Consider the following 16,657-nt stretch of genomic DNA (forward strand, 5'->3'; position numbering starts at 1 on the left):
CTGACACTCCGTGATCTCCCATCCCCCTCCCGGCAGCCCTGAAAAAATAGATGGGAAAATACGCCCCGGCAAGGTATAATACGCCCGTAGTCTCCGCCTTTTCCCCTTTCCGGGGAGTCCTGCTTCCCTGCCATGAACCGACTCTTTCTATCCTGGGACAAACCGGCCTGCCGGGCTGTAGCGGAGCGGCTGCTTTCCCTGGGAAACGACTTCCACCGGAATCTGGTGCTGGTCCCCACACGGGAATCCGGCAGGCAATTGAGGGAATACCTTGCCTCCATTTCCAGCGCACAGGCCATCTTCGCCCCCCAGGTTATTCCGGCGGACCAGTTCCCCCGGCTGGAGGAAAAGGAGGAAACGGCTTCCGTCCTGGAAGAGCTGGCCGGCTGGCTCCAGGCGCTGGGAACCTCTCCCCACCGTCTTTATCCGCGCCTGTTCCCCCGGCACATGCCGGAGGATTTTTCCAGCATGCTGGAAATGGCGGGCAGCCTGCAAAGCCTTAAACACGCCATGGCGAACCAGGGCATTTCCTGCGGCATGGCCCAGGATTCCTGCGCGGGCCGTGACGAACGCTGGACGGACATGGACAGGTTGTCGGAGTACTGCACGCAACAGTTGAAAGGCTGGCAGCTTGCGGACAGAACCGCCATGGAGGCGGAAGCACCGCCGCATCTGCTCCATTCCCTGCGGGAAACAGGAGGGCACGTCATCCTGGCCTGCGTAGCGGACGTTCCGCGTCCCCTGCGCCAGGCCCTCCAGCATGCGGAACGCAGCGGCGTGCCCGTCCAGATATGGATACACGCGCCGGAAGAGGAAGCCGGTTCCTTTGACTCCTGGGGATGCCCCCTTCCGGAAGTCTGGACCCAGTGCCCCATCCATATCAGCGACGCCCAGATCAGGATCACGGCCAACCCTGCCCGGCTGGCCGGGGAAACGTGCCGCATGGTCGCCCGCACAGCGGAGGGAACAACGCCGGACGTCGCCCTGGGCGTTTGTGATCCGGACATGAACGTAGCCCTGGATGCCGCCCTGCGGGAATACGGCTGGGGCCTCCACAATCCGGAAGGGAAACCCTTTGCCGGAACCGGCGTCATGGACCTGCTCCGCCACCTGCGGCAGGCGCTGGAAGAAAAGGGCGCGGCGCGGCCCGTCTTCTGCCTGGCGCGTTCCTCCCTGCTCTGCGCCTCCCTGGGAATAGGCAACCAGCAGTACTGCTGCGCCGCGCTGGATAAAATCCAGCAGAAGTTCCTTCCGGAATCGGAAGATTACCTGATTTCCAGGCTGAAGGAATTTTATCCGGCCGCCCTCCCTTCCATCCAGGCCATTCTGGCCTGGCGGAACCGGATGGCGGAACCCGGCACGCTGGGGGAAAGGCTGATGGAATGGTTCCCGGCTCTGGCGAACGCCTACGGTCCGGAAACGGAAGCCATGGAAATGCTCCATTCCTGCCTTTCCGGCCTCATACGCCTTCAGCAACGCTCCACCGCCTTCTCCAGACCGGAGACGGCCCTCCAGCTCCTGATGAAATGCCTTCAGCCGCTGCGCGTCAAAAACAGAAGGAAGGCCCACGCGGTACTGGATTCCCTGGGCTGGATGGAAGTCCACTTCCGCCCGGAGAAACACCTTATTCTGACGGGATTGAACGAGGGGACCGTACCGGAAGGCGGCGTTTCCGACCAGTTCATGCCGGAGGAACTGAGGGAAGCCCTAGGCATCGATTCCTTCAACCGGAAAAAAGCCCGGGACAGCTTCCTGCTGACCGCCCTGCTCCATTCACGGGAACGGGAGGGCAGCCTCACCATCATTCTCTCCCGGACCAGCAGCAAAAACGATCCGCTGACGCCTTCCTCCCTGCTCATGCGCTGCCCGGACGCGGAACTGCCGCACCGCGTGGAACAGCTTTTCCGGGAAATCAGCGATCCGCCCGCACCCCTCCCCTACCAGCGCGGAAGCTGGTACCTTCAGCCCGCAGAAGGCTGGAAGGCCGCCACGGACATCGGCGCGATGGCGCCCGGCTACAAAAACCCGTGGAAGGAAAAAGGGCTGGCCTTCTCCCCTTCCGTCCTCAAAAGGTTCCTGGCGTGCCCCATGCGCTTCTGGATGCGGGAGGCCCTGCACATGAATGAGGAGGAGTTCCTGCCGGACAAGGAGGACATGGCCGTCAACGAACTGGGCACCATGCTGCACGATGTGCTGGAATGCTTCTGCCGGGAACACGCCGCCCTGAAAGACGGCATGGAAGCCGCCGCCCTTCAGGACGCCATCACGGAAATACTGGAACAAACCTTCCGGAAACAATACGGCCCCACGCCCCTCATGCCCCTGCTGCTGCAAAAACGCTCCATGGAGCAGAGGCTTTCCGTTTACGCCGTCCAGCATTTGCAGGACCTTCAGGAAGGCTGGTCCTGCATCGCCTTTGAGCACCAGGTGGAAGACTGGTCCCTGGGCGGCTTCCCCATGAAATTCCGCATTGACCGCATCGACCGCCACGCGGACGGCCGCATACGGGTCATTGACTACAAAACGGGAGCAGCCGCATCCTGTGAAAGAAAGCATCTGGAACCGATCGGGCGCCCGGACGCCCTGTCCCTGCTTTCCCCGGCCCTGCGGCCCTACACCAAACGCCAGAAAAACGGAAGGCTGGCGCACGCGCGCTGGAAAGACCTGCAACTGCCCGTTTACGTGCTGTGGGCCGCGGAAGCCTATGGCGGCCACCCTTCGGCGGCGTATTACGCCCTTCCCGCCAATCCGCTGGACATCGGCATCTCTGCCTGGGACACGCTTCACGACCCCATGCCCGGCTATGAGGAATGCGCGCTGGACAGCGCGCGCGCCTGGACGGTGGAGCTGATGAAGCTCCTTCATGAGGGCCGCGGGCTCATCACCGCGGAGGAACTGGGCTGGAACCCTCCCTCCTACGACGTGTTCAAGGACCTGATGGCCTCCCGGCGTGAAAGCCTGCAGGACCTGCTGGGCCTCAACCTCACCCCCCACCTGCCTTTCTGAGATGTTCTCCCTGACCAACATGCTGATCTCCGCATCCGCCGGAACGGGAAAAACCTACCAGCTTTCCCTGCGCTTCCTGGGGCTGCTGGCTCTGAACCACGGCAGCCACCCCGAACGGCTCATCGCCATCACCTTCACCCGGAAGGCGGCAGGGGAATTCAAGGACCGCATCCTGACGGACCTGGCTGCGGGGGCTACGGACGAGGAGGGGGCGCAACGCCTGAAAGAACAGCTCTGGACGGTCATCAAGGGAACACCGGGGGAACCCGGCATCTGGCCCGGAGCAACGGAGGCATGGAAGGCGGAAAACCTGCACCGGGAGCGTTTCCGGCATCTGCTGCACATCCTGGTGCAGAACCTGGCGCGCCTCAACCTCTGCACCATTGACAGCCTTTTTGCCCAGATTGCCTCCACCAGCACCTTTGAGCTGGGCGTCAGCGGCTTCAGCATGATTGACACCACGGCGGAGAAGCTGGCGCGCCGCGAAGCCCTGCTTTCCCTGTACCGGGAATGCTCCGTGAACAGGGAGCGGAGGCGGAATTTTGAAGACGCCTTCCTCTCCGGAGCGGACTCCGATGCGGAAGCCGCGGATGCGGAGGATTCCATGATGCGGCGTCTCAACACCTACCACGAACTTTTCCTGGACGAACCGGACGCCGGAACATGGGGAAACCCCGTCGCGCTGGGCTTCACGCCGGAAGAACTGGCCCCCCCGTTCCCCTGGAACAATTTGACGCCGTCCTGCATGCCGTGGCTTTCCAGGCACAGCAGGCGCCCGCTCCGGAAGGGAAAAACGGCTCCAAAAACAAAGAACTGTTCCTGCGCTTCCTGAACGGTTTCTCCCAATACGCCAGGCTGGGCCGCGTGCGCTTCCGCACGGACGGAGGTTCTTCCTGGAACATCACCGTGGAAGAGGCGCGGGAAAAATTCAAGGACTTCTGGTCCCCTCCGCTGGAAGAACTCATCCAGAGCTGGCTGCGCATGGAGGTCCTGCAGGCGCTGCGCCGCACCCGCGCCACGCACGGACTGATGCTCCTTTTTGAAGGCAAATACTCCTCCCTGGTCCGCAACAAGGGAAGGTTCCTGTTTCACGACGTCACGCGCATGCTGGGCGGGGGAGCCGTCACGCCGGAGCTCAAGAGAGACCTGCAATACCGCATGTACTGCCGCTATGACCATTGGATGCTGGATGAATTCCAGGACACGTCCCAGTCCCAGTGGCGCGTCATCAAGCCTTTTCTGGACGACCTGACGGAATCCAAGGCCGGGAGCGAAGGCAGCATCTTCGTGGTGGGGGACATCAAGCAGAGCGTGTACCAGTGGCGCGGCGGGGATCCGGAGCTTTTCCGCTCCGTTTCCACCCAGCTTCAACTGGAAGAACGCGGCATGTCCACCTCCTACCGTTCCGTCCAGCCCGTGCTGGACCTGGTGAACGACATCTGCGACTACGCCCGGACGGCGCCGGACTGCGAACCCGCCGCCCTGGAACAATGGGGGGAATATCCGGAGCACCGGTGCGCCCCCCATCTGGAAGGCCGGTCCGGCGTCTCCCAAATCTGGCAGACGCCCAAGGCGGAATCCTCCACCGCCAACGACCTGGTGTGCCAGGCGGCAGCCGACATCCTGGAACGTACCGGAGCCCTGCGCCGCGGCCTGGAAACCGCCATTCTGGTCAGCACGAAAAACCAGGCGCTAGCCATCAAGACCTGGCTGACGGACCACGGCGTTCCCGCGGAGGTATGCGACGACGTTCCGGTGGGCGTGGATTCCCCCGGGAAAAAACCTGCTGTACTTCTTCCGCTGGCTGCTCATGCCGGGAGACCCCTTTGCCGCAGGCCTGCTCACCCATTCCCCCCTCCGGCCCCTCGTCACTCCGGAACGGCCTGAAGGCATGGACTGGAAGGCCTGGCGCCTCCTGCTGGAACGGGACGGCTACGCCGCCGTCATGGAGGAACTGGAGCGGAGGCTGGCCCGGACGGGAACGGAACTGACCGAATTCCACCGGGACCGCCTGGCCGTCTGGAAGAATGAGGCGGAACAGGTGGACGAGAAGGGCGTTTCCCTGGATGAATGGATCAGGCACATGGAAGACGTGACCCGCCGGGAGGATCCTGCCGGGGGCATCGTCCGGATCATGACCATCCACAAATCCAAGGGCCTGGGATTCGACATCGTCATCCTGCCCCAGATCGGCAGGGACGCCCCCTTTGCAGACGGAAGGCACCTGACCCACTTTGTCAAAAAGAACCGGGAGGGCAGCATAGAAGGAATCGTGCTGGTCCCTTCCAGGCACGTTTACACGAACGTTCCACAGCTCCAGGAGCTTTACCGGGAATGGCGCGCCCAGCAGCAGTTTGACGGCTTCTGCAAGCTGTACGTGGCGCTCACCCGCGCCAAGCGGGCCACGTACGTCATTCTCCCCTACCGGGAAGAAAAAGGTGAAATGACCGCGGATTCCATGTGGAAGGTCGTCCGTTCCGCAGCCCGGTCCTGTGAAAAAGGAACGGAAGACACGCTTCCGGAATCCGGGGCGGAATGCCTGTATTCCTGCGGCCATGGCGGGTGGTACGGAGAATTCACGGAATCCGTACGGGAACGGGCGGAGGAAGACACGCCGGAATGGCCCCTCCAACGGCCGATGGTCAGGGAGCGGCTTTCCCCCTCCGGCCTGCCGGCGGCAGAAGACGCGGCCCACGAAGGAAGATATGCCGACGATGCGGAATCCGCCGCATTCGGTTCAGCCGTTCACGCCGTCTTTGAACGGATTACCCGCTGGGATGAATCGGACAAGCCGGAATGGGCTCTTCATCCCGCCACGGAGGCGGAACGCACGGTGGCCGCCTGCATGGAGATTCCCTCCATCCGCGAACTCTTCACCCCTCCCGGAACGGCACGCATCATGAAGGAACAGCGCATTGAAGCCATTGACGGGAACAGTTGGATCTCCGGCGTGATTGACAGGCTGCTCCTTCATGACGGAAGCGCCTGCATCGTGGACTTCAAGACGGACCATGCGAACTCTCCGGAGCAATTGCGGGAACGCCACTCCAACCAGTTGAACGCCTACGCCCGCATCGTGTCCAGAATCACGGGAATACCGCCGGAACGAATCGCGTGCATCATTGTTTCCACCCATTTGAAGGAAACCATCCGCATTTAAAGGAATTTTTTTCCTGAAGGACCGGCAGTTGTCTTTCCCCGCATTTTCCTTGCCGTTCCTCCCTGCGTTCCTATGTTAACGACGGATAATCCCCTATGGAAAAAACCGTTGCCGCGGCTGGAAAACATGCCGCCCCGAAGGCGCGGAAAGGGAAAGGCCGTTAAATAAAAAAGCCGTCCCGCGCGGACGCGGAACAGCTTTGAATAAAAACGGTTGGAACCTTCCTGGTCAGGCGCGGCGGCGGCGCAGGCACAGAGCGGCCAGGCCCAGCAGGCTCAAAGTAGCCGTAGCAGGTTCCGGAACCTGGGTCAGGGAAAGGTAATTGAGGGCCGTACGGCCAAAATTGCTGGAACCGTCCCCCTGAATCGTGAGAGTAAGCGTCCCGTCTTCCCCCACCACGATGTGCTCCACCGTGGAATAAAGGCCCTTGTTGGCGGAAGGATTGGAGCCGTCTGCGGCATTCCCGGGAGCCAGAACGCCGGAACTGTCGCCCGTCGTCGTGGAAAGCTCGTTCCAATCACCGCTGGCGTTTGTGCCAAAGTTTGTCCAGGTCGCGTTGGAAGCGTCGGCGCCTCCAATCGTCCACGTCTGTCCGGCAAAGACGTCCTTACCCGTGAAACCGCCGAAAAGGGACAAGGTATATTCCCCGGCGGCAAGACCGCTGAAAGTCACGGTAAAAGAACCGGAACCGGTCGCCGTCTGCGTTAAAAGGCCGTCCCGGAAGCTGTCTCCCAGGGAGAAAGGCATGCTGCCGCCAAAAGCGTTCTTCCACCCGTTTTCTTCGCCGGGCGTCTTGGTCGTGGTATGGCCGTCATCCCCCACAGGGTATCCGGCCGTGCTCCATCCCAAAGTGACGTCGCCCGGCATCGTGCCCAGGGCTGCGGAGGAATGGCCGTAATTCATATTGAGGGCTCCGTCTGTCGCGGCGTCATCGCGCCCGAAGTCAATTTGCACAGTCGCCGCCTGCACTGCCAGCAGGGAACTTGAAATCAGAGCCAGAGAAAACAAGGACTTCTTCATGGTGACACAAAGTAAACCGGATCAATAATCCGATGTCAATGGAAAACACTAAAAATTAAATAATATATCTTTTTTGTTTTCCATGTATTGAGGGATTCATATCAAGATATAAATATATATAATGTATTTAATATAAATAGATTTAATATTAATTAAAGATTTTATGCAATCATCGGATTATTGATCCGCAAGAGCATTCCTGTTCCACCGGCATTCGAGTAAAGAAAAGATGGCCGGAGGGCGGTTTATAAAAACAGCCGGACTTTTACCGCGCCGCCGTTTCCACCGGAATACGGCCGCGCCGGGAAAACAGCTATTCGCCAAAAAAGACGGTCAATGTTCAGGCACAGCCACCCGGATGCTTTCAATTCCCAGATAACGGGCAATGGAACGGTTGATAAATTCATCCGGGTCTCCGCTGCTCATGCGCCACATCACGGAAACATAGGGAGCCAGAGGCACGGGCTCATAAGGAGGGACCGCAATGTTTCTCTCTCCCTTTTCCAGTTCATGGCGGATGAACATTTTCCGTTCCTCGCACTGGCGGTGGATGCGCGGGAAGGCATCCAGATACCCGGAGCATACCCACAGGGCCAGCCCGGCCGCCGCAAGCAGCACGCAGGAAGGAATCCAACGCCTCTGCGCGGCGTCCATCCATACCCCGTACAGTCCCAGGATGCCCGTCATCATCAGCACCGTAGCGGAAAACATGGCATGCCAAGCGGGAATCACGCGCACAAAAAAGCTGATTGCCATGGCATGGGCCACCAGAATGAACAGAAGGGAAACGCACATGCGGCGGAGAGAAGCCCCCTTCCAAGTCTTCCAACCTCTTCTCCACGTCAGCAGGGTCAGGGCCACGGCGACGGCTGCCAGCAGGATTTTAGGAAGCGGCATGAACTCGTAAAAAGCATTCATCAGTTCCGGAATGGCGCCGAAACGCTCCGCCCAGGAGTGAAGGACGGCGGCGCCACCCGCCGTCTCCGAATGAAGACGCACGCCGTTTCCCGGAGCCAGCAGAAGGCAGGCGCCACCCAGGGCATGAAAACCCCAGCCGACGAAGAACCAGCGGGGAAGAGCCAGGCTCTTCCAACGCGCATACAGCCAGTACAGGAACAGCATGCCCAGGGAAGCGGGAATCTGGTTCTCGTTGGTCATCCCGGCGGCAAAAGCCGCCACGCCTATCCAAAGCCAGGAAAAGGGCCTGTCCTTAATCCGGGAGGTCCCGGCCCATAAGCCGCGGTACAGGCACAGGAAGCCCAGCCAGACGGCGGCTGACCACGCATAGTTTGTCCCTCCGGACAGCCAGAACATCGTGATGCCCGGCCTGGATGAAGACGTGAGCAGAAGAAGGGCGCCCACAGAAAACAGCAGAACATCCCGCCAGTGCCCGGAATTCACCCTCCTTCCCCGCGCCAGGTAAAACATCATCAGGGCCAGGGAAAGAATCACGAAGGGATTGACGGCCAGGAAAAGCCACTTCCCCGCCGTGGCCGTAAAGACAGCCAGGAATTCCCCCAGGCGGGGATTCCAGTTCATGTACGACCACCAGCACCGTTCCAGCACGGGCTGGAAGGCAAGACGGTGGCCAGCCCCGAATACGGAATGCATGAAGCTGTCCCCGGTGAAGGGGGTCCACCAGGTGAGCAGCATGGCGTACACGAGAAGCGCCAGCACCACCGCCCGGAACAGGAAACGCGCCGCCAGTGACTGCTTCATGGAATCAAGCCGTATCAAGGGTCGCCGCCCGCGTTTAATCCGTCACGGCCTTGAATACCGGGGTGGGCAGCTTGTCCGGCTTCTTGCCAAAGAAATCCCCCACGTCCTTGAATGTCACGAACAGGAAGAAGCCCATCAGCAGGAAGACGAAGCCGAACTGCACGAATTCCAGCACTTTCACGTTCAGGGGGCGGCGGAAAACCAGCTCAATGGAGTTCATCACCACGTGGCCGCCGTCCACCACAGGAAGAGGCAGGATGTTCAGGATAGCCAAGTTCACGTTCAGCACCACGGAGAACCACAGGGCCAGCTTCCAGCCTTCCTCCAGGGAGAACATCTTGTAAAACTGGTTGGCAATTCCCACGGGGCCGGAGAGGTGCTCCACGCCCACGCTGCTGCCGGGGGCCACCACCTTCGCCAGGGTATCTCCCATCCATTTCAAACTCTGCTTGATCTGCGCCCACGGAGTAGGATGCACAGTTACGTCACGGCCCACGGAGCTGAGGTCCCAGGTTACGCCCAGAATGGGCTGGGCGCCCTTGAGCAGGGAGCCGTTCGCGCCGTTGTGCCAGTTCTCCGGAAGCCTGCCCTGGATGTTCACCTGCCTCGCGGCGCCATCCTTGCCCGTCACGTCCAGCAGAAGCGGTTCATTCTTCTTCAACAGCCCATCCAGCGCCGCAGGGCTCCAGATGCGTTCCCCGTTGGCAGCCGTCACCACGTCGCCCGGCTTCAATCCGGCCTGGTCGGCAGGAGAATTGGGAAGCACTTCCCCGATGACGCAGGGCATCGCCTGCATCAGCCCTACCTGGCGCATGCCGGAGCGCTGCCACCAGGACGTTTCCGGAATCCGGAACCCGCAGGAAATTTCCATCTCTCCTTCATGCCCAGGCCTCTGCACCGTAAAAACTACCTGGTCATGCTCACCCAGCATAATCAGTTCCCGGACGCCTTCCATATTGCCCGCCCACTTGTCCACCGGGCGGCCGTCCACCTTCACAATCCTGTCGCCGGGCAGAATGCCGGACTGGGCCGCAGGGCTGTCCGGAGCAACAAAGCCGACCGTAGTCACCCCCATCTCCACATCAGGCTTGCCCACCATCCAGACGGCCACGGCAAAAAACACGGCCAGCAGGAAAGAGGCGATGGGGCCGGCGGCGGCCACGATGATCTTGTCCAAGGGGGTAACGGGCTTCAAATCCTTGGGAAGCTCTGCTCTCCCTTCAATAGCCTCCATCGGAGCCATCTGCGGCAGGGAAACGAAGCCGCCGGCCGGAATCCAGCCCACCCCCCATTGCACGCCGTTGACGGTCTTTTTCCAGATGGGGCGTCCAAACCAGATTTGGAACCTGTCCACGTACAGGCCGCGCCAGCGGGCGGCGAAAAAGTGACCCAGTTCATGAATGAAAATCATGAAGTTAAACAACATCACCACACCGAAGATAATGGCAATGGTGGTAAGAACGGAAAGAATGCTATCCATGGTAGTGCTTTGTGGGTCAGGTTATCATGACGCCTCCCGGCGGACAAGCTTCAAGGATGTCCTAATGACAGAGGGAACATTTAAATTCTGGACATGCGGCAGAAAACACCATAACAACGAAAGATGATTGTCTCCAAGTTTCTCATGACGGGCATTCCGGCAGCCGCATTGATAGCCTGTACGCCCTTTCTTCACGCCGCGCCTCAGGAAGAAGCGGACATCCCCTCCATGACCCGGACCTGGACGAACAAGGAAACGGGCGCCACCTTCCAGGCTAGGCTGGCCGGCTTGAACAGCGTCAACGCAATCATGCAGAACGTCTTCACGAAAAAGAAAATCCCCTTTCCCCTCAAAAAACTTTCCAGGGAGGACCTGGACTGGATTGACTTCCACAAGGAGCTGGTCGGCAAGACGGATGCAGAGCTGGCTAAAATGGTCATCCCGAAAGGAGTCCTGGGCAAACAGCTGAAAGGGCTGACCTACCGGGAAAAGGACGGCAAGTTCGTCAAAATGGACGGCAAATGGAACGCCAGGTATTTTATCCTGTATTATTCCGCGAGCTGGTGCGGCCCGTGCAGGGCCTCCCTTCCGCGCAACCTGGAGGTGTACCGGGATAAAATCGCTCCCCGCAAGGATCTGGAAGTAGTCCTGTGCAGCATGGACCATGCGCTGGAAGGCGCCCAGAAATGGGCCGTTTCCAATAAGATGCCGTGGCCGGTCTTCCTGTTCGGCTACCTGGACAACCTTTCCAAGGAAAGCCCTCTGATCCGCAAGAATTATCCCGGTCCCATCCCCTCCCTGGTGCTGGTGGACGCCAACGGGAACAAAATCGCTTCCGGCAGCATGGATGGACTGGTGCGGAAGGTGGAGGAGCTGGCCAGCGCGGAAAAGGAAAAGGAGGCAACGGCCGAATCCGAATAAACGAATCCTCCCCTGGCGGGATTTCACGTTTTTTTCCGCACCCGGACATGAAGACGCAAAACAGCCCCGGAAGGCTAACCTCCGGGGCTGTTTGTTAATGTTTACTGAACAGATGGACTCTGCTGCGTCTTAGGCGCGGAGAGCGGCACCATCCTTGGCTTCAATGGCTTTCTTCGCTTGGGCGAAGATGGCGTCAAAAGCCTTTTCGTCGGAGACGGCCAGGTCGGCAAGAACCTTGCGGTCCAGATCAACGTTGGCGGCTTTCAGGCCTTCCATAAAGCGGGAATAGGTCAGACCGCGGTCGCGGACGGCAGCGGAAATACGGGCGATCCAGAGACGGCGGAATTGTCCCTTGCGTCTCTTGCGGTCGCGGTATTCATACTGCCAAGCCTTGTAAACAGCATCCTTGGCGTAGCGGAAGAGTTTGCTGCGGAAACCGCGGAAACCCTTGGCACGCAAGAGAATGCGCTTACGGCGCTTGCGAGAGGCCGGTCCATTAGTGGCACGTGGCATAGCTTATTTCTATTTCTATCTTGAACAGACTGTTCTTCCTCACCTCCCTGCAGTCTCGCCTGTTCTTATCTTCTCATTGGAAGAAGGCTGCATGAAGGCCCCCCGTTCAGCGGGGAAAGCTCGGCGTTGGTCGAGCGTTTCCGCGGTTTAGGCGAAAGGCAGGTTCTGCTTGACTGCCCAGACTTGCGTTTCGTCCACCAGAGCCACCTTGCCAAGCTGACGCTTGCGCTTGCTGGATTTCTTCTGGAGGATGTGGCGCTTACCCTGTTTACGGCGCAGTACCTTGCCCGTGCCGGTAACCTTGAAACGCTTGGCGACTGCCTTGCGAGTTTTATTGATACCACCTTTGCGGGTCATGGTGGAAGGAGTATAGGCGCCAATCCGCTCTTGGCAAGTGGAAAATGACCCCGAAACATTTTTCCGGTTAAAATGGCACGCTTCCCCACCTGCCCGGTCCCCCTCCCGGACCAGTGCGGCACGCTCAAATTCCGGAGGAAAGGCGGCCTTCCTTTTTCTCTCCCTCCTTCGGGACATCCGCTCTTTTGGCGCAGGAGATGGAATAAAGCAGCAGGACGGGGAACAGCAATTCCAGAGGCAGCATATAGCGGACTTCATACGTAGTCGCCGCCGCGCCAATGGCCAGAACCACTCCGTAAAATGGCACAAAAGGGATCAGATACGCCTTTTTCTTCATCATTCCGTAAACGAGGAAGCTGAGCACGCAGCCGTAAAACAGGGAAAGCTGCGGCATATCCCTGACATTGCCCGCAGGCAGGTTCCAAACCATCTGGCTGTTCAGAAGAAGAATCTTCCCCGCCAGCAGGGGATTGTCCGCAGAAACGGAGAAAAACAGATTCCTGACAAGTTCCCCTTTGCCGGACAAGGTCCACGCAAACCCATACTTCATTCCCGTCTCCCAGGACTCAAACAGGCCCGTGTGGAGATACTTCTGCCCGTACCCGGCTGACACTGCGGGATGCAGGGAATCTTCATAAAGGCGGTACTGCCTCATGATGACGTCCCTAGGCATGATTTCCCGTTCAATCAGCTCCATGTCTCCGTCACTCACCTTCCCGCCCTCTGCAACAATATCACAGACCACATGAGCCATCTTGGCATACTTGGTGCCGGACGCGCCGCTTTCCGCATCCATCAGAAAGGGAAGGACGAGAAAAGCGAACAGCCAGCAGCAAATTCCCCCTATCACGGGAATCGCCAGGCGGCGGAATTCCTCACGGTGATGGAACATATGGACGGACAGGGCCGCGACAGTAAGAAAAAACGGAACGGCTCCGTCATAGCGCAGGCTCCCGGTTCCGGCCAGCCCAAGACCGATCAGCCACAGGGCGGAGGTGCGTTTTTCCAATAACCAGGAGCATAATCCCACCGTAAGCGCCATCAGGAAAATGGAATAGGGAACGTCCTTGATCACCGTCGTCACCATCTCAAACTGGAACAGGCACAGCAAGACGGCTCCCAGCACGATCAGCGCCCGCATCCGTTCACGCGCCGCCCAGGAAACGATCATGAAGCAAACGGACAACAGCAGCCCCAGTTGAACCAGAACGATGGCCTGAAATTCCGGCCAGACGCTTAAAACACCCTTGCACAGCAGGGTGTGGGCCAGCGTATGCATCAAATTATACTGTCCGCTGACGATCTGGGGATACTGGCGATATTGGAAATCAAAGGAACACTGTGAACCCGCATGCCACCACCACGCCAGCACGGCGATGGAAATAACGGCCATGACGCCCCATTTCCCCCAGGGGCTCCACTCCGTTTCATGGCGCGCGCCATACCATACCACGCCATTCAACGCCTGTACGGACAGGCATAAAGCCATTAAAAAAATTCCATACTGGACAATAGAGGATGCGGCGCCCTCCCAGGTTCCGAAACACAGGCCATCCGCACGGAACACGAGACCCAGGGGGAAAAGAATGACACTGCAAATTCCGCAGGCAGCCACCACCTTCTTCCACGGCAGCATGCAGTCATCCGCACGCCAGCGCCATAAAACAAGCAGAGAAGCTAGAATCACGAAGAAAAAGAATACGCCAAACATCATTCCGTCACAGTCAATGAACCCAGTGCCGCTCCGGCGCCTGGACGGATAAACTAACGGATTGCTAATCCGTTACGGATTAGCACGGAATGGACTCCATGCCACAGGGAGCGCCGCAAGCCTTGCGGCATCCGGACATCAACAGGAACGGCAGAAAACTTTTTTCCCTGAAAGTCAGGGAATCGTAGCGAGACACCTGCTTTTCAACGGCTGCAAAGGCTTGCGCCGCTCCAAAGGCCGGTCATGCAATTCCGGAAGGTTTCACCACAAGGGAACGTTTCTCAATAAGGACATGGCTATTCAGCATAAGTCCCTTGTTATAAAAAACAGGCCTTGACCCCGGATTAGCAATTCGTTTTTTGAAATGCGGCAACCTCCCATGCCTTCTCCGTAAAAGGGTTCCCCGTTTTTGGCAGCGATTGCCGCGGAACATTTCTCCCGGGAAAAACGCTTGAAAATCAATCATCGGCACGATGATCCCGGAAAAATGGCGTCATTGCCTCCGTCCCGGTCTGGAACATCCGGGCTTTCCCGTTCCGGAGGGGAAAAGAGGCATTCTTCAAGGAATGCCCTGCTCTTTTTTACCGCCTTCGCGCATTTGCCTGATTTCATCCCGGATCAGGGCGGCGCGTTCAAATTCCAGATGGGAGGCCGCCTCCTTCATTTCCGCCTCCAACCTGGCAATGCGCTCTTCCAGCCCGTACCCGGCCTCGTCCTCCGTCACGCGGAAGGACTCTTCATCCTCTTCCGCATACAGTTTCAACTGCCCCTGTTCGGACCGGCTCACCGTCTGGGGAACAATGCCGTGCTCCAGGTTGTACTTCTCCTGAATGCCCCGGCGGTAATCCGTCAGCTCAATCAGCCGCTTGATGGAATCCGTCATTACATCCGCAAACAGGACGCACTCCCCGTTCAAATGGCGCGCGGCGCGGCCCGCCGTCTGCACCAGGGACGTTTCATTGCGCAGGAAACCTTCCTTGTCCGCATCCAGAATGCACACCAGGGAGACTTCCGGCAAATCCAGCCCCTCCCTGAGCAGGTTGATGCCCACCAGAACGTCTATCCTCCGGGCACGCAGGGCGCGCAGAATCTCCACGCGCTCAATCGCGTCCACATCCGCATGAATGTAGGAAACCTTCAGCCCCACCCCCTTCAGGTACTCCGTCAGGTCTTCCGCCGTCTTCTTGGTCAGCGTCGTGACCAGCACGCGTTCATTCTTGGCAACGCGCTCGTTGCACAGGGCAATCGTCTCGTCAATCTGCCCTTTCAGGGGACGGATGGTGATCTTCGGCTCCAGCAGGCCGGTGGGACGGATAATCTGCTCCACAATCAGGGGTGTGGAACGCTTCGTGGGATCAAACTTCTCCACCGGTTCCGTAGACGGGCTGGGAGTGACGCGGATATCCTTGGGGGAAGTGAACAGAATCCCCTTGAAGCCTTCCGGCGCCTTTTCCCCGGACCTGGCGGCACGGCGCACGGGAATATAAGTCTTGTTGTCCGCACGGCAGTTCACCAGCTCAAACGGCCCCGGCGTAGCGGAGGCGTACACGATCTGGTTCTGCCTCTCCATGAACTCATGGAATTTCAACGGCCTGTTGTCCAGCGCGCTGGGCAGGCGGAAGCCATGCTCCACCAGAATATTCTTGCGGCTGCGGTCCCCCTCGTACATGCCGCCCAGCTGGGGCACGGCCACATGGCTTTCATCAATCAGGGTCAGGGAATCCTTGGGGAAGAAATCCAGCAGCGTGGAGGGGGAACTGCCCGGCAGGCGGCCGGAAAGATGGCGGGAATAATTCTCAATCCCCTTGCAGAAGCCCAGTTCTTCAATCAGCTCCAGATCGTAATCCGTACGCAGTTTCAGGCGCTGCGCTTCCAAAAGACGCCCATGCTTCTCAAACCATCCCACGCGGTCCTCCAGCTCCGCCCGGATGGCCTTAAGCGCCGCGGCCCGTTTTTCCGGAGCGGCCACGTACTGCTTGGCCGGGAAAAGGTGTAACTCCCCAGCCGTTCCCGCACGCGGCCGGAGGTGGAATCAATCAGGGAAACCCGTTCCACCTCGTCTCCGAAAAACTCCACGCGGATCGCCTCCCCTTCCGAATAGGCGGGAAACACCTCCACCACCTCCCCGCGCACGCGGAACGTGCCGCGGGTAAAATCAAAATCCTGCCGCTCAAACAGGCGTTCCACCAGCTGCCGGAGGAACACGTCCCGGTCCATGATGTCTCCCTCACGAATGCGCAGGGTCAGGTTACGGTAATCTTCCGGGGTGGACAGGCCGTAAATGCAGGAGACGGACGCCACCACAATCACGTCCCGGCGCGTCATCAGGGAATTCATGGCGTTCAGGCTCAGGCGGTCCAGCTCGTCATTGATGGCGGAATCCTTCTCGATATAAGTGTCGGAACTGGCGATGTACGCCTCCGGCTGGTAATAGTCGAAATAGGAAACGTAGTAATCCACCGCGTTATTCGGGAAAAAGCTTTTCAGCTCCGAGTGAAGCTGCGCGGCGAGCGTCTTGTTGTGGGAAATCACCAGCGTGGGCCTGTTCATCCGGGCGATCAGATTCGCCATCGTGAACGTCTTGCCGCTCCCGGTCACCCCCAGCAGGCCCTGGTGCTTGTTGCCCGCCTCCAGAGACTTGAGCAGCTTGCCGATGGCCTGCTCCTGGTCCCCGGAGGGCTTGAAGGAGGAATTTAATTCAAAAGACGACATACGCGAGGAAGCCAGTATAATCCCCCCGCCCCGCCGGGCTAGGACAATGTTTGACAAT

11 protein-coding genes and 1 pseudogene are annotated in these 16,657 nt (G+C 59.1%); 5 read left to right on the forward strand and 7 right to left on the reverse strand.

Going from position 1 to position 16,657, the window contains the following annotated elements:
* Positions 1-132 precede the first annotated feature (132 nt).
* Genes PVA48_RS01180 through PVA48_RS01195 form a run of 4 tightly spaced genes read left to right on the forward strand, consistent with a single transcriptional unit; the run spans position 133 to position 6,166 of the window.
* The gene (locus PVA48_RS01180) at positions 133-3,006 is read left to right on the forward strand and encodes a PD-(D/E)XK nuclease family protein (protein ID WP_102728253.1); all 2,874 of its coding nucleotides are present in this window, start codon (positions 133-135) and stop codon (positions 3,004-3,006) included.
* A gap of 1 nt (position 3,007) precedes the next feature.
* Entirely contained in the window at positions 3,008-3,838 is an 831-nt protein-coding gene (locus PVA48_RS01185) for a UvrD-helicase domain-containing protein (protein ID WP_309557019.1), read from the forward strand.
* Positions 3,757-4,893 carry a UvrD-helicase domain-containing protein gene (locus tag PVA48_RS01190; RefSeq protein WP_423232104.1) on the forward strand — a complete coding sequence of 379 codons (1,137 nt, stop codon included), beginning with the start codon at positions 3,757-3,759 and terminating at the stop codon, positions 4,891-4,893. The genes PVA48_RS01185 and PVA48_RS01190 overlap by 82 nt, the downstream gene beginning before the upstream one ends.
* Positions 4,817-6,166 carry a PD-(D/E)XK nuclease family protein gene (locus PVA48_RS01195; RefSeq protein ID WP_423232105.1) on the forward strand — a complete coding sequence of 450 codons (1,350 nt, stop codon included), beginning with the start codon at positions 4,817-4,819 and terminating at the stop codon, positions 6,164-6,166. The genes PVA48_RS01190 and PVA48_RS01195 overlap by 77 nt, the downstream gene beginning before the upstream one ends.
* Before the next feature lie 228 nt (positions 6,167-6,394).
* Here PVA48_RS01195 and PVA48_RS01200 read toward each other — a convergent pair whose 3' ends face one another.
* From PVA48_RS01200 to rseP, 3 genes are all read right to left on the reverse strand, one after another.
* Positions 6,395-7,186 (reverse strand): PEP-CTERM sorting domain-containing protein, encoded by a 792-nt coding sequence (locus PVA48_RS01200; protein ID WP_102728251.1) that lies wholly within the window; start codon positions 7,184-7,186, stop codon positions 6,395-6,397.
* A gap of 333 nt (positions 7,187-7,519) precedes the next feature.
* Positions 7,520-8,905, reverse strand: a complete 1,386-nt coding sequence (locus PVA48_RS01205; protein ID WP_146021216.1) for a DUF6056 family protein — start codon at positions 8,903-8,905, stop codon at positions 7,520-7,522.
* Positions 8,906-8,939: 34 nt separating this feature from the next.
* Positions 8,940-10,385 carry an RIP metalloprotease RseP gene (gene rseP, locus PVA48_RS01210; RefSeq protein ID WP_102729189.1) on the reverse strand — a complete coding sequence of 482 codons (1,446 nt, stop codon included), beginning with the start codon at positions 10,383-10,385 and terminating at the stop codon, positions 8,940-8,942.
* Between the two features lie 123 nt (positions 10,386-10,508).
* Between rseP and PVA48_RS01215 the strand changes: the two genes are divergently transcribed.
* Positions 10,509-11,306 carry a thioredoxin-like domain-containing protein gene (locus PVA48_RS01215; protein ID WP_022396603.1) on the forward strand — a complete coding sequence of 266 codons (798 nt, stop codon included), beginning with the start codon at positions 10,509-10,511 and terminating at the stop codon, positions 11,304-11,306.
* 129 nt (positions 11,307-11,435) lie between these two features.
* Here the strand turns inward: PVA48_RS01215 and rplT are convergent, their stop codons facing one another.
* From rplT to PVA48_RS01235, 4 genes and pseudogenes are all read right to left on the reverse strand, one after another.
* Complete coding sequence (gene rplT / locus PVA48_RS01220) at positions 11,436-11,819, reverse strand: 50S ribosomal protein L20 (protein WP_022396602.1); 384 nt, start codon at positions 11,817-11,819, stop codon at positions 11,436-11,438.
* A gap of 147 nt (positions 11,820-11,966) precedes the next feature.
* Complete coding sequence (rpmI, locus tag PVA48_RS01225) at positions 11,967-12,176, reverse strand: 50S ribosomal protein L35 (RefSeq protein ID WP_012420592.1); 210 nt, start codon at positions 12,174-12,176, stop codon at positions 11,967-11,969.
* A 124-nt stretch (positions 12,177-12,300) separates the two neighbouring features.
* Positions 12,301-13,863, reverse strand: coding sequence for a hypothetical protein (locus PVA48_RS01230; protein ID WP_146021217.1), 1,563 nt, complete (start codon positions 13,861-13,863; stop codon positions 12,301-12,303).
* A 583-nt stretch (positions 13,864-14,446) separates the two neighbouring features.
* Positions 14,447-16,599 (reverse strand): annotated as a pseudogene (locus tag PVA48_RS01235) (excinuclease ABC subunit UvrB).
* Positions 16,600-16,657: the final 58 nt, after the last annotated feature.

It is taken from the genome of Akkermansia sp. JRP_AM1 (assembly GCF_049262625.1).
GTDB lineage: Bacteria > Verrucomicrobiota > Verrucomicrobiia > Verrucomicrobiales > Akkermansiaceae > Akkermansia > Akkermansia massiliensis.